This is a genomic window from Reyranella sp. GW821-FHT14A01 (genome assembly GCF_058803965.1).
Map to the genome: position 1 here is coordinate 120,117 of NZ_JBXAPM010000004.1, position 25,404 is coordinate 145,520.

Sequence of the window (25,404 nt, forward strand, 5' to 3'; positions counted from 1 at the left end):
TCAGGCGCTGCTGCGCCCCACGCGCGGCTCGGTGCCAGCGAGCAGGCGGCCGATGTTGGCGCGATGGAGCGCGATGACGTAAAGGCCGCCGGCGACGACCAGCAGGCGATAGGCCAGCGGCTCGGGCAGGGCGCAGACGAGAGCGGCAGCGGTCACGGCGGCCAGCATCGATGCGAGCGAGACGATCCGCACGACGGCCAGTACGGCGAGGAACACCGCCGCCGCGCCCACGCCGACCGGCCACGACATCGCGAGCAGCACGCCGAGCCCCGTCGCGGCGGACTTGCCGCCGGTGAAGCCCAGCCAGATCGACCGGCTATGGCCCAGCAGCACGGCGATGCCGCACAGGCAGACGGCCCACGGCAGCCCGTCAGGCGGAGCCTGCAGCCAGGAATAGAACCAGCGGGCCAGCACGATCGCCGCGACGCCTTTCAGCACGTCGACGACAAGCACCGCCAGTGCGGCCGCCTTGCCGAGCGTACGCAGCACGTTCGTGGCTCCGGTCGAGCCGGAACCATGCTGGCGAATGTCGATGCCCTTGAGCAGCTTCCCGGCGAGATAACCCGTGGGTGTCGAGCCCAGGAGATAGGCGACAACCACGCTTGCTGCACACGCGATCCAGAACATCGTCACGCTGCCTTGGCGCAGTTCCAAACGAGCGACGTTGCGGCGAGCGGCGTGCCGCGTTCCGACAGCTCACGCGGCGGGAGCACGTCGCAGCTCGGCCACAGGCCGGTCTCCAGCGCATCGGCATAACCCGCCGGTAGCCCGCGCTCGCGCATCTTTCGTCGGGCCGTAGCAGAGTCGTATTCGAGCGAGCGCAGCGAGATTTCGACGCCGTCTCGCGTCGGGACGAACAGGCTGTACCAGACGCGCTGCGTGCCGTCGTTCGCCGGCATGCCAAGCGCGCCGCTGTTATGCCAGATCCGGCCGTCGCGTTCCTCGGTGAAGGGAATGCCGCTATGGCCGCCGATCACGCCGTCGCATCCGGCGAGGCCGATCTGCCGCGCCTTCTCGGGCCACGGCGTCGAGGCGAAGACGAAGCCGTTCACGAGATCGACCGCGCCGTGGATCACCGCGAGCCGTCGCGACCCGATCTGCACGTCGAGCCGCCGCGGCAGCCCGCGCATCCAGGCGCGCGCGTCGTCGCCGAGATGGCGGTTGGAATAGCCGTACCAGTCGACCGACAGCGCCTCGCACGCGGTTCCTTCCTCGAAACCGCAGCCGCAATCGTCCTTTCTCCAGCCCAGCGACTCCTCGCAGTTGCCCATCACGACATGAACGCCCCAGTCGCGCACGAGGTCGACCGTCGCGACCGGGTCGGCGCAGTAGGCCACGACATCGCCGGTGCAGATTGTGTTGTGCGGCGAGATGCCGAGCCGCGCCGCCTCGCGCCGCAGTGCCACGGTGGCTTCGAGATTGCTATAGCAGCCGCCGAACACGAGGACGGGGCCGTCGAGGGAGAGGAGAGGGGCTGCAGATTCAGCCATGGAGACTCCGGAAACCGACCGTCCTTACTTGCCTAAAACCGCCAGCCAGCGAAACAACGAAGATGTTTGCGCTTCGCGTAGGTATGACCTATTGGTTTGCGAACTATTCGCAACTGGGAATCTCCGAGGGTGAGCAGCGCCAACGAGCGAGCGGAAATCTTCATCCAGCACCGGGCGGCGCTGGTGCGGTTTGCCCTGCCGATCGTCGGCGATCGCGCCCGCGCCGAGGACGTCGTGCAGGAGGCATTCCTGCGGTTCGCGCCGTCCAGTGGCGGTGCGGCGCATCCGATCAAGGAGCCGTTGTTCTACCTCTACCGGATCGTCCGCAATCTCGCCTACGACGTCATGCGCAAGCGGGTGGTCGAAACGAAGCATGGCGAGGATTATTCACGGTCGGCCTTCTGGGTGGTGCCGCAGGAGCCGCGCACGCCGGAAGACGACTTCTTCCTGCGCGAGGATATCGAGCGGATCGACGCCATCCTCGAAACCGTGCCGGCGCGGGCGCGCGAAGCCGTGAAGATGCACCGGATCGCAGGCTACACGCTGGAAGAGGTCGCAGAGCAGCTCGACGTCTCGATCAATACGGCCCACCGGCTGGTGCGCGAGGCACTGGTCGAGATCGCCGTCGCGCTGGCCTCGACCGACGCCTGATCCGGGCCGACAAAAATACGCATCGAAAAAATTCGCGGGCTGATCGTCTATGGTCAAGGGATGGTTCGGCCTTGGGCCGGTTTGGATGATCGGACGATGACGGCAAGCAGGCCGGACAGAGAGCTTCTTCGGCAGGCCACCGACTGGCTGATGCGCCTGTCGGCCGCGCCGGCCGACCGCACGCTCCACGAGGCGGCCGAAGCCTGGCGCGCCGGCGACCCTGCGCATGCAGTGGCCTGGCAGCAGGCCGAGCGGGCGTGGCGCGCGGTGGCCTTCGCGACGCCGACGGAAGCCAGGGCGGATCAGGCGGGGGCGGACGAGGCCGCCCTGCCGCACGTCCCGCCGGCCGCCCGAGTGCCCCGGGCTCGCCCCTCGCGCTGGATGATGACCGCCGTGTCGCTGCTCGCGGTGTTGGTGCTGTCCTTCTACGCACCGTCGCTGGTCATGAATTTGGGCGCCGATCATTCGACCGCGACGGCCGAGCATCGCAGTGTCGGCCTGCAGGACGGTTCGACCGTCGAGCTGGGCGCCGCGACCGCCATTGACGTCGAGTTCAACGGCACGACGCGCGCCGTCAGGCTCCTCAAGGGCGAGGCGTTCTTTTCGGTGAAGCCGGGCGACGCGCGTGCCTTCACGGTGCGCGCGGGCGAGGTCTCGGTCGTTGTGACGGGTACGGCCTTCAATGTCCGCTTCGACGACGGGGCCGTGACGGTGCTCGTCGAGCATGGTTCGGTCGAGGTCATGATGCCGGGACGCGGGGCGAAAACACCGCTCCTGCGAAGCCTGAAGGCCGGCGATCAGCTCGTCTCGCGGCCCGACGGCTCGATCGAGCAGGGCATCGTCCCCATCGCCGAAGCGGGATCGTGGCGCCGGCACCGGCTGTTCGTGGACGGCGCCACCGTCGGCGAAGTCATCAACGATCTGCGCCGCTACGATCGCGGCTGGATCGTCGTCACCAACGAGGCCCTTCTGCGGAGGCGCGTGACCGGCCTCTACGATCTGCGCGATCCGGCCGAGGCGCTGCGTGTGCTGGTCGGTCCGTTCGGCGCGCAGGTGCGCGCGGCCCCGCCGGTCCTGACCGTCGTGTCGGGCTCCTGATCGTCGCTTTCCCGCAGCCGTCGAAAAAAAAACGCAGGTCCCCGTCTCTGATGTGACACGCAGCCATCGCCAGCCGTGTCGGACGAGTTTGCTTCGGGGGCGATATGCGTAAGAGCGTGGCAGTGATGTCGACGGTCGTGGCTTTGGCGGCCTCGTCGAGCGCATGGGCACAGGTCAGGCAAAGCGATTCGACCGGGCCCGATCTCGCGCAGGCTTCGGGCCAGCAGCGCACCTTCGACATTCCCGCCCAGCCGCTGGCTTCGGCGCTCAATGCCTTCGGCACGCAGGCGGGCATCCAGGTCTCGGTCGAGGCGTCCGTTGCGCGCGGGCTCCAGTCGCAGGCGGTCGCCGGCACGATGACCGTCGACGCCGCGCTGCGCCAGTTGCTCGCTGGCACCGGCATCGTCGCGCGCTTCACGCCCAGCGGCGGCGTGATGCTGAGCCGCGCGCCGGATACGAGTGGCGCTCTGCAGCTCGATCCCGTGCAGGTTCAGGGGGCGCTGGTTCCGTCGCAGGCGATGATCGACAACCTGCCGGCGCCCTATGCCGGCGGCCAGGTCGCGACCGGCGGCCAGGTGGGTTTGCTGGGCAATCGCGAGGTGATGAACACGCCGTTCAACCAGACGAGCTATACGGCCAAGAAGGCGAAGGACCAGCAAGCCAAGACCATTCAGGAGGTGCTGGCCGACGATCCGTCGGTGCGCCCCATGCGCCCGGCGACCAGCCCCGGCGCCGACGGCGTCAACATCCGCGGGTTTCCCGTCAATTCGACGTCGTGGGCCTTCGGCGGCCTCTTCAACATCATGCCGTCACTCTCGCCGATGGCGGAACTCATGGAGAGGGTCGACATCCTCAAGGGGCCCGCCGCCATGCTGAGCGGCATGGCGCCGATCGGCGCCATCGGTGGCGTCGTGAATGTCCAGCCCAAGCGCGCACCCAGCGAACCGCTCACACAGTTCGCCGGGAACTACATCTCCGGCAGTCAGTTCGGCGCGCACGCCGATATCGGCCGGCGATTCGGCGAGGACAAGGAATTCGGCGTCCGCTTCAACGGCGTCTTCCGCTCCGGCCAGACGGAACTGCAATACAACAACGACCAGCGCGCGCTGGCGGCGCTCGGCCTCGACTATCGCGGCGACGGGTTCCGGCTGTCGGCCGACTTTGGCTACCAGTCGCAGTATCTCACGGGCATCGCGCCCTACCTGTCGCTGGCCGCGGGCGTGCAACTGCCCTGGGCGCCCAGCGCCCGCAGCAATCCTACCGCGCAGCCCTGGGGCTTCCAGAACCGCACCGACATCTTCACCATGCTGAAGGCGGAGGTCGATCTTGCGCCGAACGTGACGGCCTTCGCGTCGTTCGGCGCGCACGACAACCGCATCACCGGCGTCTACACGCCCTTCACGACGATCACCAACTTCGACGGCACGGCCTCGAGCGGCGCGCCCTTCAACTACAGCTCGTGGACCAACTACCTCACGGCCGAGGGCGGCGTGCGCGCCAACTTCGACACCGGCATCATCGGCCACGAAGCAGCGGTGATCGGCACGATCTACTCGCAAACCGACGGCGTCAACACGGCCACCGGCTCGCAGCCCATCTTCGCGACCAACATCTACAATCCGACCCTGGTCGGCATCCCGAACATCGCAACGCCGAACGCGACCAAGACCTCGTTCTCGGGCCTCAACAGCCTGGCGATCGCCGATACGCTGTCGGCGGCGGACAAGCGCGTGCAACTCACGGTCGGCGCGCGCCTGCAACAGGTGGTGGGCGTCAACTACAACGTGGTGAGCGGCGCCACGACCTCGTCGTACAACGAGACCGCGCTCAGCCCGTCGGTCGCGCTGGTGCTGAAGCCGTTCTGGGAGAACGTCTCCTTCTACGCCAACTGGATCCAGGGGCTGCAGCAGGGCTCGATCGTGCAGGCGCCCTTCGCCAACGCAGGCACCATCTTCCCGCCCTACAAGTCGACGCAGTACGAAGCCGGCGTGAAGATCGACTGGGGCACGCTCACCACGACGGCCAGCATCTTCCAGATCGCCCAGCCCAGCATCCTCACGAATACGACCAACAACACGCAGTTCCTGGGCGGCGAGCAGGTCAACCAGGGCCTCGAGCTCAACGTGTTCGGCGAAGTCTCGCCGGGCTTCCGGGTCCTCGGCGGTGCCATGTTCATCAATCCGGTGCTGGCGAAGACGCAAGGCGGCGTGACCGACGGCTGGATCGCGCCCTTCACGCCGCAGGTGACTCTGAACCTCGGCGGCGAGGTCGACGTGGCCCAGGTGCCGGGCCTGACCCTGACCGGCCGCGCGGTCTACACCGGCACGCAGTACATAGACGCGACGACCTTCCCGCGTCGCGTGATGCCCGACTGGACGCGCTTCGACGTGGGCGCGCGCTATGCCTTCGACAATCCGGGCGCGCCCGGCAAGCTGCTGGTGGCGCGCCTCAACGTCGACAATGTCCTCGATTCAAATTACTGGGCGGGCAGCAACACCAGCGCGCTCTTCATGTTCCTTGGTGCGCCTCGGACATTTCGCCTGTCGCTGACTGCGGACTTCTGACATCGCCACTCGCTTGCTGCCCTCACACCTCCTGAACTAGTGTGCCGCCCGCAAGATCAAGGGGCGGGAAGGCCCTATGGATCAGGGAGGAATTGTTATGCGTACACCGACCAGGCGCGGGCTCATTGTTGCGGGTGTGGGCGCTTTTGCGGCGCCGTCTCTTTTCACCGCGTCGTCGCGGGCGCAGGGGACATTCCCGAACAAGCCGATCCGCATCCTCGTGCCCTATCCGGCGGGCGGGCAGACCGACGGCATCGCGCGCGTCTATGGCGAGTATCTCGGGCGCAAGCTCGGCCAGTCGGTCGTGGTCGAGAACAAGGGTGGCGCCGGCGGTACGATCGGCGTGGCCGAGGTCAAGCGCGCGGCGCCGGACGGCTACACGATCCTCTGCACCATCTCTTCGTCGCTGATCCAGAACAGGGTCACGGTGAAGGACCTGCCCTACGACCCGGAGAAGGACTTCATCTACCTCACCATGACGACCAGCCTCGGCGGTCCCGTCGTGGCGGCCGAGAAGACCGGCGCGACCGACCTCAAGCAGTTCGTCGAATACGCCAAAAAGGTCGACAAGGTGAACTTCGGCGCCTACGGACCCGGCTCGACGCCGCAGATGCTGATCGAGACCATGGCCAAGCAGTACGGCTTCAAGGTCGAGGTCGTGCAGTATCGCGGCGAGGCCGCGATGTTCGCCGACGTGACCTCGCAGCAGCTCGACGGCGCGGCGGGCAGCCCCGCGGCTGCGGCGCCGGTGATCGCTTCCGGCAAGGGCAAGGCCATCGCCATGATGGGCGAGCGCCTGTCGGCCTGGCCCAACGTGGCGACGATGACGGAACAGGGCGCCGTCGGCGGCTTCTACGAGACGCGCGCCTTCGCCACCTTTGCCGTCCCGACGGGGACGCCGCAGGACATCGTGAAGAAGCTGTCGGACACGCTGATCGAGGCCGGCGGCGACGAGAAGGTGAAGGCATTGATGGCCAACTACCTGATCGTCGGGCCGCTCAGCTTCGAGGCGACCAACGCGCGTTTCAAGCGCGACACCGAAATCATGCTCAAGGTCATGCACGAGATCGGTATCAAGCCGGAATAAGGAGTCACGACCATGTCATTCACCGTATCCAGCGACAGCTTCAAGGAAGGCGCTTCCCTCGGCATGGAGCATATCCTGTCGGCCGACTACGGCTTCGGCTGCGGCGGCGGCAACAAGTCGCCGCACCTGCGCTGGTCCGGTGCGCCCGAGGGCACGAAGAGTTTCGCCGTGCACTGCTACGACCCCGACGCGCCGACCGGCTCGGGCTTCTGGCACTGGGTGGTGGTCAACATCCCCGCCGACACGACCGAACTGGCGCTCGATGCTGGCAGCCCGAAGGCCGGCCTTCTCCCGAAGGGCGCGCTGCAGACGCGGACCGACTTCGGCGCGCCGGGCTATGGCGGTCCGTGCCCGCCGCAGGGCCATGGGCCGCATCGCTATGTGTTCACGGTGTTTGCGGTGAAGGAAGAGGCGCTTCCGGTCGCTGCCGATACGTCGGCGGCGATCGTTGGGTTCCAACTCCACTTCAACACGTTGGAAAAGGCCGCGATCACCGGCACTTTTGAAAGAAAGTAAGCAGCGCAAAGCTCGGTGTGTTGCAGCACCGAGCGGCGCTCCCGGACATTGCTATGCAATGTCCTGACGCTTAACCCACCATTGAACGAGCGCTCTTAGCGCTCGTTCAATGGTGGGAAGACCCACTTCCCATCCCGGATCGGCAGGAACGACCCATCGTCGACACCGACCTCGTCGGCGATACGCTCGTTCATCACCTGGTTGAGCGCCAGGATCAGCTCGCCGTTCTTCCTCGGATCGAGCGCGAGGTTGTTCATCTCGTCGTGATCGGCGTCGAGGTCGTAGAGTTCGAGGTCGTTCTTCGCCAGCAGCTCTTCCAGTGTCTTGGGCGTGTTGAACTGCGTCGGTGAGAAGTAGCGCGAGAAGCGGTAGCGGCCGTCCCAGATGCTGCGCAGGCCTGTGCGGTTCGGGAAGTCCGGGAAGTGGCCCGCGAGATGCTTCTCCTGCTCCTGCGGCGACTTCGTGCGGAAGATGCGCGTGTCGATCGTCATCGCGGCCCATTTCGGGTCGGCGTAGGACAGCATGTTGAAGTTGAACAGCGACGCCGGCCGCACCGTCTTCTGGCCGGCCGCGTCCGGGTTGCGCAGCAGCGCGGAGAAGTCCTTGCCGCGCAGGCCTTCGCCCGCGCGCGCGACCGAGGCGGCGTCCTTGCCCGTGAGCGCAAGGATGGTGGGCGTGAGGTCGAGCTGCGAGGTGATGGCCTTGCATTCCTTGCCGCCCGCGAGGCCGGGATGGATGATCATCAGCGGCAGGTGGTTCTGCTCACGGTAGGCGTTGGTGCCCTTGCCGCGCATCTGGTGGCTGCCGCCCAGCTCGCCATGGTCGGCGGTGAAGATGACGATCGTCTTCTCCGCCATGCCGTTAAACTCGAGCGCCTGCATCAGGCGGCTCAGCTGCTGGTCGCAGTCGCGCATGGCGTTGAAGTAGTAGTTGCGCAGGTCGCGCCAGCGCCGGTCCTCGTCGGGCCACTGACCGACCAGCAGGTCGATCGAGCGCTGGTAGTAGAGATGCGCCAGCGGCCGTCCCACCGCGTCGAACGGCTGGTGCCGGTTGGGCGGCAGTGGGACCTTGTCCCAGGTCGCACGATAGAGTTGGTCGGCGGGCGCGCGGGCGATGCCCAGTGCGTGCTTCTTGCCCTGGATGTCCTCGTTGCCGATATCGGAATCGAAATACATCGTGTCGTGCGGGTTCACGAAGTTGACCGCGAGATACCAGGGCTGTCCCTTGGTGCGCAGCGCCTGACCTTCCGTGCGCAGCCACGAGATCGCCGTCGCCAAGGTGCCGTCATCGTACTTGTAGCCGCCCTGGGTGCCGTCGATCAGGTCGCCGACGCCGAAGAAATCCTGGAAGCCGTAGGACTCCATGGTCTTGCGATAGTCCAGCAGCGGCGCGTCGATCGGCTTGTCGTTGAGATCCATCGTCGCCGAGAGATGCCACTTGCCCTGGTAGGCCGCGTGATAGCCAAGCTCCGCGAGTCGATGGCCGACCGTCTTGACGCTGGTCGAGAGGTCGCGTTGCCAGATGTAGTTGAGGTTGTCGGCGATGCCGGTGTGCTGGATGTGCTGGCCGGTATAGACGACGGACCGCGCCGAGGAGCAGACGCAGGAGGCCGCCTGGTGATTGAGGAAGGTGATGGCCTTCTTCTTGATCGCTTCGCGCGCCGGCACCGGGAACGGCCATTGCGGAAAGAAATGCTCCTGGTCGACCAGCACGAAGAGGATGTTGTAGCCCTGCGGCATCGCCGTGTTCGTCGGAACCGGTGCCTGGGTCTGCGCATTTGTGAGCCCGCCGGCCAGCAACGTCGTTCCGAGCAAGGCCGCGCCGGAGGCCATCGCCGTGCGGCGTGACGGGTGAGACGAGTCGTCTTCGGGCGTCGTCATCCTGTTGCTCCTGTGCAAACCTTGCTCATGCTACGCGGATCGCGTCATCGATTGCATGTGAATTGAACTCGGTGTTTCGCGCGTGCCGACATAGGCTGCGGGCAACGGAGTAGGGAGCGTGAATATGACTTTTCGGCGTATCGCGGTCGAAGAAGCCTTCGTAACGCCCGAGATCATGGAGGAGTGGCGCAAGGTGCTGGCAGGCAGCAACGTCGAGCCCGGCTTTGCGAAGATGGGCGAGTCGATCCTGGCGCAGACGCCGGCCAACAAGCCGCTGGACGACCGGCTCCTCGACATCGGCGCCGCCCGCATCGCGCACATGGACGCGATCGGCGTGGACATGCAGGTCCTCTCGCTCACCTCCCCGGGCGTGCAGGTGTTCGAGACGTCGCTGGCCACGCGGCTCGCTGCCGAGTCGAACGACGCGCTCTCGGACGCGGTGAAGGCCCATCCCACGCGCTTCGCCGGCCTCGCCGCCATCGCGCCGCAGGATCCGGTGGCGGCGGCGAAGGAGATCGAGCGCGCCGCCAACAGGCTGAAGCTCAACGGCCTGATCGTGAACTCCCATACGAAAGGCGAGTATCTCGATGCGCCCAAGTTCCGGCCGATCTTCGAGGCGGCCGAGGCGCTCGACATGCCGATCTACCTCCATCCGCGCGAGCCGGCGGCTTCGTGGGTCGGACCCTATCTCGACTATGCGCTGTGGTTCGCCGGCTGGGGCTTCGCCGCCGAGACCGGCCTGCATGCCATGCGCCTCATCATGTCGGGCCTGTTCGCACGTTACCCGAAACTCAGAATCGTGCTCGGCCACATGGGCGAGGGCATTCCCTTCTGGCTGCAGCGCATCGACAATCGCTTCCGGCTCGAGACGAAGATTGGCGCCTGCGAGAAGCTTCCGCGGCTGCCCAGCGAGTATTTCCTCGAAAACTTCGTCATCACCACCTCGGGCGTGACCTCCATGCCGGCGCTTCGCCTCTGCCTCGACGAGCTGGGCGTGGACCGCATCCTCTTCGCCGCCGACTTCCCCTACGAGGAGGACGCCGAAGCCGTACGCTTCATGGACGGGGCGCACGTCACCGAGGAGGAGCGGAAAAAGATCTACGAAGGGAACGCGTGCCGGGTGTTCAATCTCTCTTAATAGAGCTTGAGGTCATAGTTAAGCACCACGCGCAGCTCCTCGCTGTTGGTGACCGTGCCGCCCTGCCACACCGTGGACCTTCCGTACTGCGTGCGGAACCAGAGGCCCTGCAAGGGCTTGTGCCTGGGGCGCCAGTCGATGTGGAAGTCCCATTCGCTCTCGACCAGCGGCGCGCCTGCGGCGGTGGCGCTGGTCCAGCCGTTGAAGAAGTGGGCCGCCACCGCGATGTCCGGCAGACCGACCGGCTTCAGTGTCTGGGACAGGCCGACCATCACCGCCTGCTCGCCGGCGCGCAGGAAGCCCTGGATCAGGGCGTAGGTGTAGAAGGGGCTGGCGCTCCAGGGGATCTGGATGCCGAAACCCGGATGCACCACCGAATAGCCCAGGGTCAGGATGCCGGTGTTGTGGCCGACTTCGACCTTCGTGCCGAACTGGTTGGTGGCGAAGTGCGTGCCGCCATTCATCAGCGCCTGGCCGGTGCTGTTCTGGGCGACGAACTGCGCGGCTCCCATGACGCTGAAGCCGTCGCCCAGGCTCTTCCCGTACTTGCCCTCGGTATAGAAGATGTTGAGCAGGTCCTGGGCGTAGTAGTTGATCGCGCCGATCGAGGCCCCGCCCCAGGTCAGCAGGCCGCCGGCGAAGCCCACGCCCGCGTTCGAGGTGGGAACGCCGGCCATGCTCGCCATCGACTGGAAGGAATAGAAGTCGCGCTGCTTGATGGCGTCGATGTACCCGGTGCCGTAGAGGAGTTTCGGTCCGTCCTTGTCGCCGCCGCCGAACGTGCCGATCAGCGTGTAGCCGGAGAAGGTTTGCGGCGACATGCGATTGTCGTGCGGCCCCATGAACGGCGTGTTGTAGGAATGCCGGCCGACCGTGATCTTGTGGTCCTCGAACACCTCGGCCTGGGCGTAAAGCTGGCCGAACACGGCGTAGCCGGCCTGATCGGGCAGCAGCAGCCCGGTATTGCCGTACTGCGGCGGCGCCACGACGGGGAAGGACGTGTAGAGCACTGCGCCAAACCTGAGGACATCGAACAGCTTGCCGGTCTCGGCCGAGATCGAGCCGCCACTCGCCCAGGCCTGCTCGATGTTGGTGCTGCCCGGCACGTTCACGGCATCGCGGAAGTAGCTGCGGGCCTCGACGTTGAACTTGGAATCGCGCAGGAAGGCCGGCGTGTCCTTCCACTTTTCCCGCAACTCGGGGAACGCGGTGAGCGGCGGCGGTTTCGCCGGCGTGAAGATCCGCTCGATCGAGGTCAGATCCTCCGCCGGATCGGTCGGGATCGGATATTCCTGCTTGCTGGCCTGTGCGAGCGCGCTGCCGGGACCGGCGAGTATCGACGCAATGAAGACTGCTGCCGTGAGTCCAGTCGCCGCGAGTGATTTCACGGCGGCGTCGACCTGAAGAGCGGCACGGACGTCTCCTTTTCTTTGTCGTTGCGGGTATTCAAGCACGGATACCGGTCGAGGAATCTCAGAATAATCGACTTGTTTCGTCCTCTGTCGGACTTCAGGCGATGTAGACCTGCGCGCGATGATAGTTGAGGTAGGATCGTTGACCGTCGGAGAAGCCCTGCGCCAGCCAGGGCATCGGCGCTTCCGAGAAGCCGAGCTGCTTCCAGGCATGTTCGCCGAGGCCGAGGCGGCGAAGGTCGTTCTGGTCGAAGCGAGGCGAGACACGAACTTCGCCACTGTCTTCAAAAGAAATGAAGCCGCGATCGAAGAGCAGATCGGCATCCGGCGTCAGCAGGAGGCCATTGGCGCCGTCGAGTCGCTGGGTTGGCGTTTCGCACGACCGCCACGGCATGATGTGGCTGGCGATCAGAAGGGCTGGGTTGGTGATGCCCGTGAGCCGGCACGATTTCTCGATCTTTTCGACGTTCGACCGGAATGTACCCTGTCCTCGGCGTGCCTGAATGGTGGCAGTGCGCACGGTGTCGCTCAGGCTTGGATCGTTGCGGATGCCGTCTTCGACCCGGTCGTCGAGCTCGTCCTTGACGTTGTGGAACGTCAATCGATTGGCGCCGCCGGTGTGGAGCTGGGCGTTGTCGACATGAGCATGCGTGGTGACGATGTCGTAGATTTCCCGCGGGATGGCGGCGAGATAGACGCCTTGGTTGCCGTCGCCGGATGATGCCCGGATGGGCGAATATTTCTCCGGGAGCATAGGCCCGATCAGCTGCAGGAGATCCTTGGGGCGCACTGGCGGATCGAGGCGGGTCCAGAAGACCGGCAGCAGCCAACCTTCATCGGCCCAGTACGAGCCCGTCGTCCCGAATTCCGAAGGTTTGGGGGCTGTGAAGGCGAAATCCGCGACGCGTCCGACGTAGCGGATGAGTTGGTTCGCGTAGGAGAGAACGAGGTCTCCGGGATTTGCCGCGCGCATATTGTCGTAGAAACGATTGCGAACGCCGTTCTTCGAGGTCTTTGGCGACCACAGGTACTGGTGCTCAATCTCCTGATTGAACGTCTGCTTGTGATTTACCCACCAGAACTGGCGCATGCAGATACCAATCTAGCCGGTGTAAAGGGCGTATGTCATGGGATCTAAGCTGCCCACTTGAGGCGTGGATCGGCACCGGGCGGCGCTCCCGGACATTGCTCCGCAATGTCCTGACGCTCAGGGGGCCGAGCTTCGCTCGGCCCTAAATCCCCCTTTCGCTCCGGCTATGCGCCCGTCATAAGTCGGGGTGGGGGAGGGCCGATCGACGGCCTTCGCGTTCGACAGGGTACTGAGATGGCAAGGCTGTTGGGGGATCGCGGGATTCACGTCCTCAGGCAGGCAGGGGCGGTCGTTGTCTGCGCCCTCACCGTGACGGCCTGCGGCAGCGACCCCTCCTACCAGGAGCAGGCGCTGCGGGCGTCGGAGGGGGGCGACCTCAAGTCGGCAACCAGCCTGGCGCAGAAGGAGGTCGAGAAGTATTCGGCCTCGGACCAGTGCTCTTCCACCACCAACTATAATTGCGGCACGCTGGCGCTCGCGCTGAGCAGCCTCGCCGAGTACCAGATCCTGAGCGGCAATGTGGCGGCCGGCGAGCGCAGCTTCGACCGGGCCAAGGGCGCGCTCCAGCGCGTGCCGAAGGACAACAAGCCCAGCGCCACCGGCATGGTCTATCGCGACGTGTCCGAGGCCTTCTGGAAGGCGGGCGACAAGCGGCGCGCCATCGCCATCTTCCGCGAGGGCACGACCCGCGGCGCCGACGAGTGGCTCTACACCTCCTCCGCCGCCAAGGCGGTCGCCCAGCAGGAAGGCCGGCCGGCGCCGGCTTCGGCTGGCGCTCCTGGCGCGCCAGGCGCTCGCCCTGCACCGGGCGCGCCGGTCCCCTTGGGCATGCCCGGCTCGGCCACCCCGGCCGGGGAGTCCGACACGATGGTCAAGCCGACCATGGTCAACGATTCCGCGATCGGCGATCCGATGCGCGGGCTGCCCCCGAGCTCGGCCGACCCGACCGCCGCGCCGGCCTCGCAACCTTCAACGCCGCCGGCCCCGAGCCCGCTCGGGCCGACGCCGACGCCGCTGCAGAGGTCGCGCTACTAGGGCGCAGCGGCGCTGCACATGCTAGGGTAGCGCATGCCGGCATTTCAGCATCATGTGCGGTTCTGCCGTTCCCGCGACGGGGCGCGGATCGCGCTGGCGGCGGCCGGGAAGGGACCCGCGGTCGTGCGGGCCGCGCACTGGCTCAGCCATGTCGAGCACGACGCCACGAGCCCGGTCTGGGCACAGTGGATCCGCGAACTCTCCCGCGATCACACGTTCGTGCGCTACGACCAGCGCGGCTGCGGCCTGTCCGATGCGGCGCCGCCGTCAATGTCCTTCGAGTCCTGGGTCGACGATCTCGAAGCGGTCGTCGAGGCGCAGGGGCTGAAGCGTTTCGCGCTGTTCGGCATGTCGCAGGGCGGCGCCATCGCGATCGCCTATGCAGCGCGCCATCCCGAACGGGTGTCCCGCCTCGTGCTGCTGGGCGCCTATGCGCGCGGCCTGCTGCGGCGGCCGCTCACCGAGCAGCAGCGCGAGGAGGCGCTGATCCTGGTCAAGCTCATCCGGCTGGGCTGGGGACGGGACAATCCGGCCTTCCGCCAGGTCTTCACGTCGCAGTTCATTCCCGACGGCACGCGCGAGCAGCATCAATGGTTCAACGATCTCGAGCGCAGCACCGCGTCGGCGGACAATGCCGTGCAGATCCTCGAGACCATGTACGGCATCGACGTCACCAGGGAAGCGAAGCGCCTGCGGGTGCCGACCTTGGTGATGCATTCGCGGCGCGACGCCCGCGTCTCGCCCGAGGAGGGGCAGCTTCTGGCGGAGATGATCCCCGGCGCGCGCTTCGTCGGCCTGGAAAGCCGCAATCATGTCCTGCTCGAGAACGAGCCGGCATGGACGCAATTCCTTTCCGAGTACCGCGCGTTCATGAATGAGGGTGTGGAGGGCGCGGCCGCCCTCGGCGACGCCGGCCTGACCGCCAGCGAACGCGAAGTCCTCGCGCTGTTGGCGAAGGGCCTGGACAATGGCGAGATCGCCCGCGCCCTCGACAAGAGCGAGAAGACGGTGCGCAACCAGGTCTCGAGCATCTTCGGCAAGCTCGGCACGGCCACACGGGCACAGACGGTAGCGCTGGCCCGTGATGCGGGGCTGGGGACGTAAAGGTCCCTCGCTACGCTCGGGATGACATCGTTTTCTGCATCGGCGCACTGCGCAAATCCCGGCAACATTGTCATCCCGAACGCAGTGAGGGACCTTTCGCTTTCCCATAGGACAGCAGTCCCATAGCGCCGCTCCTTTACGGCCATAAACAGCTCGCCGGGCGGGACACCCGCCTCATGACGCCCTTCCTGGCCCGCGCGAAAATCCCCGCCGCTTTGCATCTTCCGGGGAGGCCCCTCATGGCCAGGTTTCTGATCCTGCTCTATGGCGCCGCTGCCTACGCCATCTTCTTCGTCACCTTCCTCTACGCGATCGGCTTCGTCAGCGGATTGGTCGTGCCGAAGACGATCGACAGCGGGGCGACCGCACCGCTGTTCGAATCGCTCACCGTCAACTTGGGCCTGCTCTCGCTGTTCGCCATCCAGCACAGCGTGATGGCGCGCCCCGCCTTCAAGGCCTGGTGGACGCAGTACGTCCCGAAGCCGATCGAGCGCAGCACCTACGTGTTGCTGGCGAGCCTCGTCCTCGACCTGCTGTTCTGGCAGTGGCGGCCGATGCCTGCCGTCGTGTGGGAGGTCGCCTCGCCCCAACTCGCCATGGCCATCACGGCGCTGTCGTTCCTGGGCTGGCTGCTCGTGCTGCTCTCGACCTTCCTGATCAATCATTTCGAGCTGTTCGGGCTGCAGCAGGTCTTCAACGCGCTGTTTCATCGCCCGGACGTGGCGCCGCGCTTCAGGACGCCGCTCCTGTACAAGATCGTCCGCCATCCGCTCTATCTCGGCTTCATCATCGCCTTCTGGGTGACGCCGACCATGACGGTCGGGCACCTGCTCTTTGCCGCGGTCACCACGGCCTACATCCTCGTCGCCGTCGTGTTCGAGGAGCACGACCTGATCGACCTGTTCGGCGACGAGTACCGCGATTACCGCCGGCGCGTGTCGATGCTGATCCCCTGGCGCAAGTCGGCTTGAGCGTCGGGCGGGAGAGACTCCATGGCCTGGTTTGCGGTCGGGACGGCGGCCACGATGCTCGCCGTCATCATGGGCACGCTGGTCAACGGCCTGACGGCGTTCTTCGTCCCCATGGAGCAGGCCGAGGGCTGGGCGCGCGCGGACGTGGCCGGCATCAACTCCTTCGGCCTGCTGGGTCTCGCCATCGGCAGCGTGGCCATGGGCTTCGTCACCAACAGGCTCAGCATGCGCACGATCTGCCTGATCGCGGCGTCGGTGACGGGAATCGGCCTGGTCGTCGCCTCGCAGGCGGGCTCGCTCTGGCTGATCTACGCGGTGTTCTTCGCCGCGGGCCTGCTGGGCGGCGGTACCCTGTTCGCGCCGATCTTCGTCTATGTCGGCAACTGGTTCCCCAGGGGAGCCGGCCTCGCCATCGGCATCGCGGCGGCGGGACAGGCCGTGGGGCAGGGCGGCGTGCCCTTCCTGGCGGCCTGGCTGATCGATGCCGCCGGCTGGCGCACCGCCATGCTGGTGCTGGGCGTCGGCACCCTGGCGCTGCTCGTGCCCCTGGCGCTCTTCATGCGGCAGCCGTCGGCGGCGGGCGCGGCCGCACTGCCCGAACCGCCGCTGAAGGCGTCCCTGTCGGTGCCGATCCTGTCGGTCGCGGTGTTCCTCTGCTGCACCTGCATGGCGGTGCCGCTGATGCACCTGATGCCGCTCATCCAGAGCTTCTGCATCCCCTCGACCGACGCCGGCAGCGTCATGTTGGTCATGCTGCTCGCCGCCATCGCGGGCCGCATCGCCTACGGCAAGCTCTGCGACCTGATCGGATCGACGCCGTCGTGGCTGGTGGCCTCGTCGCTGCAGACGGTGGGCGTGCTGGCCTTCTCGCTGTTCACGACCCTGCCGGAATTCGCAGTCTTCGCCACCGTCTACGGCTTCGCCTATGCCGGCGTCATGACCTCGCTGCTGGTCACGACACGCGCCCTGACGCCGTCGACCAACAAGGCGGCGTGGATGGGTATCGTCTTCTCCTTCGCCTGGCTCGGCCACGCGTTCGGCGGCTTCCAGGGCGCCTTCGCCTACGATTTGACGGCAGGCTATCGCGCCGGCTTCGCCATTGGCGCGCTCGCGGGTGGGGGCAATCTCGTCCTGGTCGGGCTGCTTCTGTGGTTCACGCGTCCCCGGTTTCATCGCGCGGTGCCTGCGACCTGACATGACACTCGATCCTCCGCTCCATCTGTGACAATTGGGAAAGCGGTTGAGCGCCCGAAGGTCGTGGAAATGTCGAGGAAAGCGGGATGAAAAGTTGGCTGTTGGCCGGCGCGATCAGTCTTATTGCCGCTGTTGTGGCTGCTCTTGCCTTCGGGGCGTGGAAGAACAGCGATCTCGTGGATGGATCGAGCGACCGACTGGGCATGGAAGGGACGTTCGTCAACGGCTTCTACGATCAGGGCCGGGATCAGGACGGGCGTGACAAAGGCATCAAGGATGTCGGTTTCATTGCGCTGCCCAACAAACATGTCACGGCCCGCAGGACGCTCGATGGACGGGCCATCTTCGATGCGTCCTACACGACGGGGCCCGATCGCTTCCGCGTCGTTCCCAAGGTCGAGAACGCCCAGCGCTGCGTTCTCTTCTTCGGCGACTCCTTCACGTTCGGCGAGGGCGTGAATGACGACCAGACCTCGTCGGCCCAGCTTGTCGCCAAGGGTAAGGGCCAGATCGAGGTCAAGAATCTGGGGATCGGCGGCTGGGGCCCGCACCAGTTCCTGGCGGGACTCCAATCCGGCCGCTTCCAGCGCGCGATCACGTGCAAGCCGACCGATGCCGTCTATCTGTTGATCGCGGCCCATCCGGCGCGCGCGGCCGGGCGGGGAAAGTGGGACTGGTTCGGTCCGCGCTTCGTCGTCGACGACAAGGGACGGCCGGTGCGGGAGGGGAACTTCAATACCGCCGGGAAAAGCTGGCGCCAGCTGATCGGCTTCAATCGCCTGACCGAAGGCGAGGAACAGGAGCTGGCGGCGGCGATCATCACCGAGGCCTCGCGCGAACTCGAGCGCCTCTATCCCGGCATCCGCTTCCATGTCTTCGCCTGGGACGGCGTCACCGACGATTTGATCCGGCGCCTGACCGCGAACGGCGTGCGCGTGCATACGATCCGCCAGATCATTCCTGACTACACCGACGAGGCGTACCTGATCGCCCCGCCGTTCGAGTATCACCCTACGCCGCGCGCCTACGAACGCGTGGCGGACTATCTATTGACGCTCCTGAAGTAGAGTGGAGTTGAGGAAGGTCATGCGCCGGGTAAAGCTCGACGAAGACATCGTGAAGATCGCGCTGCAGCGGCGCGGGCGGCTCAGGCTGTTCGTGTCGGATGGCACGGCGACCCACACCGACTACGAGCACAACAGCACCCTGAACGCCATGATGCTCACCTTCGCCGATGTCGTTTCGACGGAGGATGTGGTGAAGCTGCTGAGAGCGTAGAGCGGATGGGGGCCAAGCCATGCCTGGCCCCCGGTTCGCTCATACCTGGGCAAACCCGCCGTCGACGAAGACCTCGCCGCCGGTCATGAAGCTCGAATCGGAGGAGGCGAGGAACGCCGCCACCGCGCCGGTCTCCGACGGATCGCCGATGCGGCCGAGCGGCGTCGTGGCGCCGAGTGCCTTGAACGCTTCCTCGCCCACCACTTCGAGCGCAAGTTCCGTCAAGGTCGGGCCCGGCGACAGCACGTTCACGCGGATGCCGGTGCCCTTCAGGTCGAGCGCCCAGCTGCGCGCCAGGTTGCGCACCGCCGCCTTGGTGGCGCTGTAGATGCTGAACTGCGGCGTGCCCATCTCGCCGGTGGTCGAGCCGGTGAGGATGATCGAGCCGCCGGCCTTCATCAACGGCAGCGCCTTCTGTACCGTGAAGATCAGGCCTTTCACGTTCACGTCGAAGATCTGGTCGTAGTGGTCGGGCGTGATCCCGCCGAGCGGCGCGAAGGCGCCGGTGCCGGCATTGGCGAACACGATGTCGAGCCCGCCGCGCTCTTTCTTCACCGTCTCATAGAGACGGTCGAGATCGGCGGGATCGGTCACCGAACCGCGCACGGCGCGTGCCGAATTGCCGAGCTTCGCCACGGCGGCGTCGAGCGGTTCCTGGCGGCGCCCGAACAGATAGACGAACGCGCCTTCGTCGATGAAACGCCGGGCGGCGCCGAGGCCGATGCCCGTGCCGCCGCCGGTGATCACTGCTGTCTTGCCTTTGAGTCTGGTCATGCTGTGCTCCTGCATTTGAGGTTGCACAGAGCTGGAGGCGTACCCACCTAAGGACAAGTATGCACCTTTTGGTAAGTGTCCAAAATGTCGACCGACTTCTCCCCGCAGGCCCAGGCCTGCACCCCGACCCTGCCCGGCTTCACCTGCGGCCTCGACGCGACGCTCAGGGTCATCGCCGGCAAGTGGAAGCCGCTGATCCTCTACTTTCTCGCCCAGGGCGGTCCGACCCGTTACGGCGAGCTGCGCCGCGCCATGCGCGACGTCAGCGACAAGATGCTGATCCAGCAACTGAAGGAGCTGACGGCCGACGGCCTCGTCCGGCGCACCGACTACAAGGAGGTCCCGCCGCGGGTCGATTATGCCCTGACGCCGCTCGGCCACAGCCTGGCCGAGGCGCTGGTGCCGCTCTGCACCTGGGGCACGGAGAACCTCGACGAGGTCACGCGCGTCTTCGCGCGGCGCGAGGCGGTGCATGAGACCGTGAAAGGCACGGGACTCTGAGCGGCTTCGTTTTCCCGCGTCAGACGGCTTGCGCGAGCCTGTAGGCTGACCGCAACAGCGCAATCGCCTCGTCTTTCGTCAGGGACAGTTTCAGCTCCCTGAGATCCAGCAAAGTGTCGGCCTCGATTTCATCGACGAACCGTCGCAGATCGTCGCGGATGGGCTCGGGAAGGTCGATCGAAGCGTCGGCCGGGAGCAGCTGCACCAGCCGAAGGACGTCGCTGCGGTGTTTCGTGATGTCCCGGCTTTTGATTTCTCCGCCGGCGGCGGCGCGCGCCTTGTTGTTGAGAAAGGCGTGCGCCTTGAGGGGGATCAGGAGCGTGTGGTCAACGACCGTCACCCCGTCTATCTCGCGTTTCCCGGCCTTGAGCGCGTCATAATAGACGCCGTCGAGGAGGATCGCGGACAGGCTGACGACGTCCTCGTCAACCGCAAGCCGCCTCAGCCGGATATCGTCCGGCAGAACGGGCGTGCCGGGGTGGCGCGCCAACAGCTCGATCATGAAGGGGAAACGCGCGTCCGTGGGCTTGTGAAAGCGATAGAATTCCTTCGTGCCATCTTGGCCGCGCTCCCGGGCCTGATAGCCGCCCGCCTCGATGAAGTCCCTGAATACCTGGGCGAATGCGACGTCGACCACTTCGACACAAAGGACGATGTCGATGTCCTTGGTTGCGCGGAACGCAAGGCCGGCCGCGCTGAACAACAGGTCGCAAGCGGCCCCGCCGATGATGGCGTAGTGCTGTTCGTGGCCGGCAAAGAATTCACGGAACTTTTCGATTCCCTTCACCACGGCACGCCCTCCAGCAGGTCCTCTGCGGCTGCAGCGACGCGCTCATCGCCGTGATCCTTGAATTGCGCATGGAGCGACAATCGGTCGACAACCGGCCCGGCGGACAGCATCGCGGGATCGTAGGACCAGGTTTCGACGATGTAGTCGGCTCTGAACCGATCCGTCTCGGCCAGGCCATGGTCGCGGGCGATGGTCTTCCAGTCCCTTGCCGCGACGGCGCGCGTCTCGATGCGCGGTGGTGCCAGGTCGGTCAGCGCGGCAAGGGCGCTCTCGCCAGAAATCATGAGCGCCCTGTCGGGGAGGCCACGGACGAATTTGAGAGCGCGAACGGGCGTGCGCAGATGGCCCCGGGCGCCCTCGAACAGCGAACGGCGATCCGCGGCGAACCGGATATGCCGTTCCTTCCCGTGCTTCAGGGTTTCCGCCAATCCGGTCGCGACCAGATCGTCGAAGGCGCGGCCGATCGACATGGCCGAGTAGCCCAGTTCCCTGGCAAGAAGCGACGGAATCGAAACACCCTCGCCGCGCCGAAGCAGATAATGGAAGAAGACGGCCTGTGCCGCCGGAGACAGGCCGTCCGTTTCCGCGACTCTCGGTGCCCGGAAGTTCTCCCGCAGGTCCATGGCCAGCTCCGGGATGTAGAGCTGGTTGCCCGGGACGACGAAGGCAACGCCGTGCTTGAGAAGGCGCTGGCGATTGTGGGCGCTGAGGGTGGGGGTCGCGAAGACGACCAATGTCTTCACGGCCGAGCGGATCAGGTCGATGTGCTTGGCGATATCGCCGGGGGTGGCGATATCTTCTCTGGCCACGGCAAGTATGCAGCGCCTGCGAAAGATTTCGGTTTCGTAGAGCCGGTAGCTGCGTTCCAGGAACGCCGGGAGCGAGCGCACGCCAACAAGATCGCCGACATCGATTTTGATGTGCAGCGTTTCGCTCAAGTAGCGTTGCAGGGCTCGTACAAAGCCCGACCCGGGTGCCGACTGGTTCTCTAACATCAAGACGCATACTAACATTATCAATGTTATTGTGCACTATGGTGTTAGCGACTTGTTTTTATTTCATATTCAGAGTGAGCGAATGCTGTCGCCTCGGATCGGCCGTCCGCCCGGCCGGGAACGCTCCAAGGGGCGGAGCGTTTGTCAGGTGGCTGCAAGATGGCCAAGCCCGCCTTGGTTTGGCCCGGAGACTTCCGGATGATGGATGCGCTCACCTGTGAGCTGGAGGGATGAAGATGCTGACGACCTTTGCGAGACTTGCGCTTGTTGCCGGCATGGGACTGGCGGCCGCGGCGTGCCAGGGCGACGGTTACGGCCAGCCGACCGGCTATCAGCCCGCCTATAACAACGGCTATAACGCACCGCCGCCGCGCTACGCCTATGCGCAGCCGGCGCCGGCCTATTACGGCAACCAGGGCTACGCCTATAACAACGGCTACAATCAGGGTCCCCGGGTGACGACCGTGACCGTCACGAACCGTGGCCAGAACGGCTACAGCGACCAGGTCGTCCAGCAGCAGGTCGCCTGCGGCAGCCAGTATTACGACGGCTACCGCCAGCGCATCGCGCGCTGCTGATCCGAGCGGCGGAACGCTGCCGCACACGCCGCACCAACGGCGCCGCAGGGCCTGATAAGAATCTCCGGGGAAGGTCTCCGGAGGTTTTTCATGCGTAGAAGGAATTTCGTCGCTCTCGGTCTTTCGTTCGCGGGCGCGGCCCTCGTCGCCGCCGGCACGGCCAGCGCCCAGGACTTCCCCAACAAGCCGATCACCATCCTCGTGGGCTACGCGCCGGGCGGAAACATCGACGTGACGGCGCGCACCGTGGGCCAGGCCCTGTCGAAGGTGCTGGGCCAGCCGGTGGTGATCGAGAACCGGCCAGGCGCCGCGGGTCTCATCGCGCAGACGGCGGTCGCGAAGGCCAGGCCCGACGGCTACACCCTGGTGCTGGCGGGCACGACCGGCTTCGTGCTGGCGCCGCGACTGGTGCCGACGCCGCCCTACACGGTGGAGGACTTCGCGGGCATCGGCTCGACGTCCGAGACTCCGCTGGTGCTCGAGGTGAACGCATCGGGCCGCTTCAAGACCTTCGCCGAGTTCGCGGCCTACGCCAAGGCCAACCCCGAAGCGGTACGGATCGGCCATGCCGGCAACGGCACGACCAACCATGTCGCGATCCTGCGGATGCAGCAGATGCTCGGCGCGAAGATCACCGCGGTTCCCTACAAGGGCTCGTCGCCGGCCATCGCCGACCTGCTGGGCGGCAACATCGACGCTGTCGTCGACCAGATCCCGAGCTCGATCGGCCAGCTCCGCTCCGGCACCTTCAAGCCGCTGGCGGTGACCAGCCTGAAGCGCGCCACCGACCTGCCCGACACGCCCACGCTCGACGAGCTTGGCCTGAAAGGATTCGAGGTCGTCACCGGATCGGGCATTACGGCGCCGGCCAAGACTCCGCCGGCGACGGTGAAGGTGCTGGGCGACGCGCTGCAGAAGGTGCTCGACGATCCCGAGGTGCAGGCCAAGCTGCGCGGCCTCGGCACCGAGGGCCGTAAGATGACGCCCGAGCAATACGACGCCCTCCTGAAGAAGGAAGACGCCGCGGCCGCGCAGATGATCAAGGACGGGCTTCTGAAGGCGGAGTAGCTCCCCGTCGGATGCAGGGCTATCGCATATGAGGCAAAGGTCCCTCGCTTACGCTCGGGATGACAGCGTTTGTTTGGTCGGCGCACTGCGCAAATCCCAACAAAATTGTCATCCCGAGCGTAAGCGAGGGACCTTTCGCTCTTCTCGAAACGCCAATTCATCCGGCCTTTTGGGCCATATGCGATTGCCCTGCCGTCGGATGGATCCCTAATCCACCTTCACATTGCCTTCCCGGATCACCGTCGCCCACTTGTCGAGCTCCGCCTTGATGAAGTCCGTGTACTGCTCGGGCGTCATCGGTGTGACAGTGACGCCCATCTGGGCGAGGCGGGAGGCGATCGTCTCGGTGCGCAGCACGTCGTTCAGCGTCGTGTTGAGCTTGTCGACGATCGGCGCGGGCAGGCCGGCCGGGCCGGAGAGGCCGTACCAGGCTTCGGAGACCAGGCCCTTGAAGCCGAGCTCGTTGCCGGTCGGGATATTGGGCAGCAGCGGCGAGCGCTTCGTGCCCGCTACGAGCAGCGCGCGCACGTCGCCCTTCTCGACATAGGGCACGGCGGCCGGCAGGTTCTCGAAGATCATCTGCACCTCGCCCGACAGCAGCGCCATGCGCGCGGCGGCGGCGCCGCGATAGGGGATGTGCAGCAGCTTCAACCCGGCGCGGTTGCGCAGGATCTCGGCGGCGAGGTGCGGCGTCGAGCCGTTGCCGGCCGAGCCGTAGGCCACTTCCTTTTCCTTGGCGAGCTTCACCAGGTCCTCGACCGTGCGGATGGGCGAGTCGGCCTTCACCAGCAGCACGTTGGGCAGCGAGCCGAACAGGCCGATATGCGTGAAGTTCTTCAGCGCGTCGTAGGGCACCGAGGCGTAGAGCGCGGGCGAGATGCCGTGCGAGGAGACGTTCGAGACCAGCAGCGTGTAGCCGTCGGGCGCGGCATTGGCGACGGCGGCGCTGCCGACGATGCTGCCGGCGCCCGGCTTGTTCTCGATCGGGAAGGTGACGCCGAGCTTCTCGCCCATCGCCTCGGTGACCAGGCGCGACACCGCGTCGAGGCTGCCGCCCGGCGGGGCGGCGACGGTGAGGCGCACGGGACGGTTCGGATAGGGCCCGGTCTGCGCGAAGGCGCGGCCGGCGGTCGTGGCGGTCACGGCCGACGCGCCGAGGAAGGCGATGCCCTGCAGGACATGCCGGCGGGAAAGAGGCGCGCGGCTCACTTCCGGCCACCTTTCACCATCGCGTGCTGCGCCGGCTCGTAGAGATGTTCCTTCTCGCGCAGGCCATCGAGGTCGAACAGGTCGTGGAATTCGTGCATCGAGAACATGTTGCGACCGCTATGGTCGAGCATGTGTTTGGCCTTGAGCTCGGTCAGGCTGTCCATCACCGCGCGCGCGGCGATGCGCATGGTGGTGAGCGGGAACAGCACGACCTGGTAGCCGAGGTCGGCGAGCTGCTCGGTGTCGATCTGCAGGTTCCACGAGCCCATGGTGACGACCAGCGGCCCCTCGACGGCGTCGCGGAAGTGCTTGAGGTCGTCCACGGTCTTGGGGTTCTGGAACATGATGGCGTCGGCGCCGGCGCTCTTGTAGGCGCGGCCGCGCACGATCGCGTCGGCGAGATCGGTGGCGCCCATCGCGTCGGTGCGGGCGATGATCAGGAAGTCGGTGCTGCGGCGGTTCTCGACGGCGGCGGCGACCTTGCCGCACATCTCCGCGACCGGAACCATCTCGATCCCGTCCATGGCGGCGCAGCGCTTGGGCAGCTTCTGGTCTTCCAGGTGGACGGCGGCGACGCCGGCCGCTTCCATGCCGCGGATGGTGCGGATGACGTGCAGGGGCGAGCCGTGGCCGTTGTCGGCGTCGGCGATGACGGGAATGCCCACCGACTCCGCGACGCGGCCGGCGCGCTCGATCATCTCGGTCATGGTGACCAGGCCGATGTCGGGATAGCCGTAGCTCGCCGAGACGAGGTAGCCGGACAGGTACACGCAGGGAAAGCCCGCGGCCTGGACGATGCGGGCCATCATCCCGTCGCCGACGCCCGGCGCCAGGATCGAGCGTTGCGTCGAAAGCATCTGCTTGAGCGTCTCAGCCATTTCCACCCTCGTTCTTTTTCGGTCTGGACGGCTTAGGTTCCGCTCTCCCGGGAATCAAATTCGTAAGGCTGATGGTGGGCCATAAGGCGGGTTGATGGACCGG

The 25,404-nt window shown here is 66.1% G+C and carries 25 protein-coding genes; 15 read left to right on the top strand and 10 right to left on the bottom strand.

The window, feature by feature from the left end:
• Together plsY and AC1ROX_RS09395 are read right to left on the bottom strand one after the other, a co-directional pair.
• Positions 1 to 627 carry a glycerol-3-phosphate 1-O-acyltransferase PlsY gene (gene plsY / locus AC1ROX_RS09390; RefSeq protein WP_493124711.1) on the bottom strand — a complete coding sequence of 209 codons (627 nt, stop codon included), beginning with the start codon at positions 625 to 627 and terminating at the stop codon, positions 1 to 3.
• 2 nt (positions 628 to 629) lie between these two features.
• A complete protein-coding gene (locus tag AC1ROX_RS09395) occupies positions 630 to 1,490 on the bottom strand; it encodes a metallophosphoesterase family protein (protein ID WP_493124713.1) in 861 nt (286 codons plus the stop codon).
• A gap of 129 nt (positions 1,491 to 1,619) precedes the next feature.
• Between AC1ROX_RS09395 and AC1ROX_RS09400 the strand changes: the two genes are divergently transcribed.
• From AC1ROX_RS09400 to AC1ROX_RS09420, 5 genes are all read left to right on the top strand, one after another.
• Positions 1,620 to 2,141, top strand: a complete 522-nt coding sequence (locus AC1ROX_RS09400; RefSeq protein WP_493124715.1) for a sigma-70 family RNA polymerase sigma factor — start codon at positions 1,620 to 1,622, stop codon at positions 2,139 to 2,141.
• A 96-nt stretch (positions 2,142 to 2,237) separates the two neighbouring features.
• A complete protein-coding gene (locus tag AC1ROX_RS09405; RefSeq protein ID WP_493124717.1) occupies positions 2,238 to 3,239 on the top strand; it encodes a FecR family protein in 1,002 nt (333 codons plus the stop codon).
• Positions 3,240 to 3,343: 104 nt separating this feature from the next.
• On the top strand, positions 3,344 to 5,803 hold the full coding sequence (locus AC1ROX_RS09410; RefSeq protein WP_493124719.1) for a TonB-dependent siderophore receptor: 2,460 nt from the start codon (positions 3,344 to 3,346) through the stop codon (positions 5,801 to 5,803).
• Between the two features lie 97 nt (positions 5,804 to 5,900).
• Positions 5,901 to 6,890 (top strand): Bug family tripartite tricarboxylate transporter substrate binding protein, encoded by a 990-nt coding sequence (locus tag AC1ROX_RS09415; RefSeq protein WP_493124721.1) that lies wholly within the window; start codon positions 5,901 to 5,903, stop codon positions 6,888 to 6,890.
• Positions 6,891 to 6,902: 12 nt separating this feature from the next.
• Positions 6,903 to 7,406 (top strand): YbhB/YbcL family Raf kinase inhibitor-like protein, encoded by a 504-nt coding sequence (locus tag AC1ROX_RS09420; RefSeq protein WP_493124723.1) that lies wholly within the window; start codon positions 6,903 to 6,905, stop codon positions 7,404 to 7,406.
• Between the two features lie 95 nt (positions 7,407 to 7,501).
• On the opposite strand, the gene AC1ROX_RS09425 is transcribed toward AC1ROX_RS09420, so the two are convergent.
• A complete protein-coding gene (locus AC1ROX_RS09425) occupies positions 7,502 to 9,286 on the bottom strand; it encodes a sulfatase family protein (protein ID WP_493124725.1) in 1,785 nt (594 codons plus the stop codon).
• A gap of 124 nt (positions 9,287 to 9,410) precedes the next feature.
• Here AC1ROX_RS09425 and AC1ROX_RS09430 point away from each other — a divergent pair, with 124 nt between their 5' ends.
• Entirely contained in the window at positions 9,411 to 10,424 is a 1,014-nt protein-coding gene (locus AC1ROX_RS09430) for an amidohydrolase family protein (protein WP_493124727.1), read from the top strand.
• Here the strand turns inward: AC1ROX_RS09430 and AC1ROX_RS09435 are convergent.
• Together AC1ROX_RS09435 and AC1ROX_RS09440 are read right to left on the bottom strand one after the other, a co-directional pair.
• Positions 10,421 to 11,812, bottom strand: coding sequence for an OprD family outer membrane porin (locus tag AC1ROX_RS09435; RefSeq protein ID WP_493124729.1), 1,392 nt, complete (start codon positions 11,810 to 11,812; stop codon positions 10,421 to 10,423). The two genes, AC1ROX_RS09430 and AC1ROX_RS09435, sit on opposite strands and share 4 nt — an antisense overlap.
• 121 nt (positions 11,813 to 11,933) lie before the next feature.
• The gene (locus AC1ROX_RS09440) at positions 11,934 to 12,926 is read right to left on the bottom strand and encodes an HNH endonuclease (protein ID WP_493124731.1); all 993 of its coding nucleotides are present in this window, start codon (positions 12,924 to 12,926) and stop codon (positions 11,934 to 11,936) included.
• A gap of 234 nt (positions 12,927 to 13,160) precedes the next feature.
• Here AC1ROX_RS09440 and AC1ROX_RS09445 point away from each other — a divergent pair, with 234 nt between their 5' ends.
• The 6 genes from AC1ROX_RS09445 (at position 13,161) to AC1ROX_RS09470 (ending at position 18,508) form a co-directional block, all read left to right on the top strand.
• The gene (locus tag AC1ROX_RS09445; RefSeq protein WP_493124733.1) at positions 13,161 to 13,961 is read left to right on the top strand and encodes a tetratricopeptide repeat protein; all 801 of its coding nucleotides are present in this window, start codon (positions 13,161 to 13,163) and stop codon (positions 13,959 to 13,961) included.
• 33 nt (positions 13,962 to 13,994) lie between these two features.
• A complete protein-coding gene (locus AC1ROX_RS09450) occupies positions 13,995 to 15,065 on the top strand; it encodes an alpha/beta fold hydrolase (RefSeq protein ID WP_493124735.1) in 1,071 nt (356 codons plus the stop codon).
• Positions 15,066 to 15,304: 239 nt separating this feature from the next.
• The gene (gene mddA, locus AC1ROX_RS09455; RefSeq protein WP_493124737.1) at positions 15,305 to 16,036 is read left to right on the top strand and encodes a methanethiol S-methyltransferase; all 732 of its coding nucleotides are present in this window, start codon (positions 15,305 to 15,307) and stop codon (positions 16,034 to 16,036) included.
• Positions 16,037 to 16,057: 21 nt separating this feature from the next.
• On the top strand, positions 16,058 to 17,230 hold the full coding sequence (locus AC1ROX_RS09460) for an MFS transporter (protein WP_493124739.1): 1,173 nt from the start codon (positions 16,058 to 16,060) through the stop codon (positions 17,228 to 17,230).
• An 86-nt stretch (positions 17,231 to 17,316) separates the two neighbouring features.
• The gene (locus AC1ROX_RS09465; protein WP_493124741.1) at positions 17,317 to 18,297 is read left to right on the top strand and encodes a hypothetical protein; all 981 of its coding nucleotides are present in this window, start codon (positions 17,317 to 17,319) and stop codon (positions 18,295 to 18,297) included.
• 19 nt (positions 18,298 to 18,316) lie between these two features.
• Entirely contained in the window at positions 18,317 to 18,508 is a 192-nt protein-coding gene (locus tag AC1ROX_RS09470; RefSeq protein ID WP_493124743.1) for a hypothetical protein, read from the top strand.
• 39 nt (positions 18,509 to 18,547) lie between these two features.
• Here AC1ROX_RS09470 and AC1ROX_RS09475 read toward each other — a convergent pair whose 3' ends face one another.
• Entirely contained in the window at positions 18,548 to 19,282 is a 735-nt protein-coding gene (locus AC1ROX_RS09475; RefSeq protein ID WP_493124745.1) for an SDR family NAD(P)-dependent oxidoreductase, read from the bottom strand.
• A gap of 84 nt (positions 19,283 to 19,366) precedes the next feature.
• Here AC1ROX_RS09475 and AC1ROX_RS09480 point away from each other — a divergent pair, with 84 nt between their 5' ends.
• Positions 19,367 to 19,783, top strand: a complete 417-nt coding sequence (locus tag AC1ROX_RS09480; protein ID WP_493124747.1) for a winged helix-turn-helix transcriptional regulator — start codon at positions 19,367 to 19,369, stop codon at positions 19,781 to 19,783.
• Between the two features lie 19 nt (positions 19,784 to 19,802).
• On the opposite strand, the gene AC1ROX_RS09485 is transcribed toward AC1ROX_RS09480, so the two are convergent.
• Together AC1ROX_RS09485 and AC1ROX_RS09490 are read right to left on the bottom strand one after the other, a co-directional pair.
• Positions 19,803 to 20,573 (bottom strand): hypothetical protein, encoded by a 771-nt coding sequence (locus AC1ROX_RS09485; protein ID WP_493124749.1) that lies wholly within the window; start codon positions 20,571 to 20,573, stop codon positions 19,803 to 19,805.
• Positions 20,567 to 21,511, bottom strand: coding sequence for a hypothetical protein (locus AC1ROX_RS09490; protein ID WP_493124751.1), 945 nt, complete (start codon positions 21,509 to 21,511; stop codon positions 20,567 to 20,569). The genes AC1ROX_RS09485 and AC1ROX_RS09490 overlap by 7 nt, the downstream gene beginning before the upstream one ends.
• 293 nt (positions 21,512 to 21,804) lie before the next feature.
• Here AC1ROX_RS09490 and AC1ROX_RS09495 point away from each other — a divergent pair, with 293 nt between their 5' ends.
• Both AC1ROX_RS09495 and AC1ROX_RS09500 read left to right on the top strand, forming a co-directional pair.
• Positions 21,805 to 22,146, top strand: coding sequence for a hypothetical protein (locus tag AC1ROX_RS09495; protein WP_493124753.1), 342 nt, complete (start codon positions 21,805 to 21,807; stop codon positions 22,144 to 22,146).
• Between the two features lie 90 nt (positions 22,147 to 22,236).
• Entirely contained in the window at positions 22,237 to 23,214 is a 978-nt protein-coding gene (locus tag AC1ROX_RS09500) for a Bug family tripartite tricarboxylate transporter substrate binding protein (RefSeq protein ID WP_493124754.1), read from the top strand.
• Between the two features lie 207 nt (positions 23,215 to 23,421).
• On the opposite strand, the gene AC1ROX_RS09505 is transcribed toward AC1ROX_RS09500, so the two are convergent.
• Together AC1ROX_RS09505 and AC1ROX_RS09510 are read right to left on the bottom strand one after the other, a co-directional pair.
• Positions 23,422 to 24,423, bottom strand: a complete 1,002-nt coding sequence (locus AC1ROX_RS09505; protein ID WP_493124756.1) for a Bug family tripartite tricarboxylate transporter substrate binding protein — start codon at positions 24,421 to 24,423, stop codon at positions 23,422 to 23,424.
• A complete protein-coding gene (locus AC1ROX_RS09510; protein ID WP_493124758.1) occupies positions 24,420 to 25,301 on the bottom strand; it encodes an isocitrate lyase/PEP mutase family protein in 882 nt (293 codons plus the stop codon). The genes AC1ROX_RS09505 and AC1ROX_RS09510 overlap by 4 nt, the downstream gene beginning before the upstream one ends.
• Between the last annotated feature and the right edge of the window lie 103 nt (positions 25,302 to 25,404).

Bases quoted from the DNA above. Each gene is read 5' to 3' on its own strand.
- AC1ROX_RS09430 (WP_493124727.1), top strand. From the start codon at position 9,411: ATGACTTTTCGGCGTATCGCGGTCGAAGAAGCCTTCGTAACGCCCGAG.
- AC1ROX_RS09500 (WP_493124754.1), top strand. From the start codon at position 22,237: ATGCGTAGAAGGAATTTCGTCGCTCTCGGTCTTTCGTTCGCGGGCGCG.
- AC1ROX_RS09495 (WP_493124753.1), top strand. From the start codon at position 21,805: ATGCTGACGACCTTTGCGAGACTTGCGCTTGTTGCCGGCATGGGACTG.
- mddA (WP_493124737.1), top strand. From the start codon at position 15,305: ATGGCCAGGTTTCTGATCCTGCTCTATGGCGCCGCTGCCTACGCCATC.
- AC1ROX_RS09410 (WP_493124719.1), top strand. From the start codon at position 3,344: ATGCGTAAGAGCGTGGCAGTGATGTCGACGGTCGTGGCTTTGGCGGCC.
- AC1ROX_RS09425 (WP_493124725.1), bottom strand. From the start codon at position 9,286: ATGACGACGCCCGAAGACGACTCGTCTCACCCGTCACGCCGCACGGCG.
- AC1ROX_RS09445 (WP_493124733.1), top strand. From the start codon at position 13,161: ATGGCAAGGCTGTTGGGGGATCGCGGGATTCACGTCCTCAGGCAGGCA.
- AC1ROX_RS09470 (WP_493124743.1), top strand. From the start codon at position 18,317: ATGCGCCGGGTAAAGCTCGACGAAGACATCGTGAAGATCGCGCTGCAG.
- AC1ROX_RS09420 (WP_493124723.1), top strand. From the start codon at position 6,903: ATGTCATTCACCGTATCCAGCGACAGCTTCAAGGAAGGCGCTTCCCTC.
- AC1ROX_RS09405 (WP_493124717.1), top strand. From the start codon at position 2,238: ATGACGGCAAGCAGGCCGGACAGAGAGCTTCTTCGGCAGGCCACCGAC.
- AC1ROX_RS09510 (WP_493124758.1), bottom strand. From the start codon at position 25,301: ATGGCTGAGACGCTCAAGCAGATGCTTTCGACGCAACGCTCGATCCTG.
- plsY (WP_493124711.1), bottom strand. From the start codon at position 627: ATGTTCTGGATCGCGTGTGCAGCAAGCGTGGTTGTCGCCTATCTCCTG.
- AC1ROX_RS09450 (WP_493124735.1), top strand. From the start codon at position 13,995: ATGCCGGCATTTCAGCATCATGTGCGGTTCTGCCGTTCCCGCGACGGG.
- AC1ROX_RS09465 (WP_493124741.1), top strand. From the start codon at position 17,317: ATGAAAAGTTGGCTGTTGGCCGGCGCGATCAGTCTTATTGCCGCTGTT.
- AC1ROX_RS09440 (WP_493124731.1), bottom strand. From the start codon at position 12,926: ATGCGCCAGTTCTGGTGGGTAAATCACAAGCAGACGTTCAATCAGGAG.
- AC1ROX_RS09415 (WP_493124721.1), top strand. From the start codon at position 5,901: ATGCGTACACCGACCAGGCGCGGGCTCATTGTTGCGGGTGTGGGCGCT.
- AC1ROX_RS09460 (WP_493124739.1), top strand. From the start codon at position 16,058: ATGGCCTGGTTTGCGGTCGGGACGGCGGCCACGATGCTCGCCGTCATC.
- AC1ROX_RS09480 (WP_493124747.1), top strand. From the start codon at position 19,367: ATGTCGACCGACTTCTCCCCGCAGGCCCAGGCCTGCACCCCGACCCTG.
- AC1ROX_RS09475 (WP_493124745.1), bottom strand. From the start codon at position 19,282: ATGACCAGACTCAAAGGCAAGACAGCAGTGATCACCGGCGGCGGCACG.
- AC1ROX_RS09395 (WP_493124713.1), bottom strand. From the start codon at position 1,490: ATGGCTGAATCTGCAGCCCCTCTCCTCTCCCTCGACGGCCCCGTCCTC.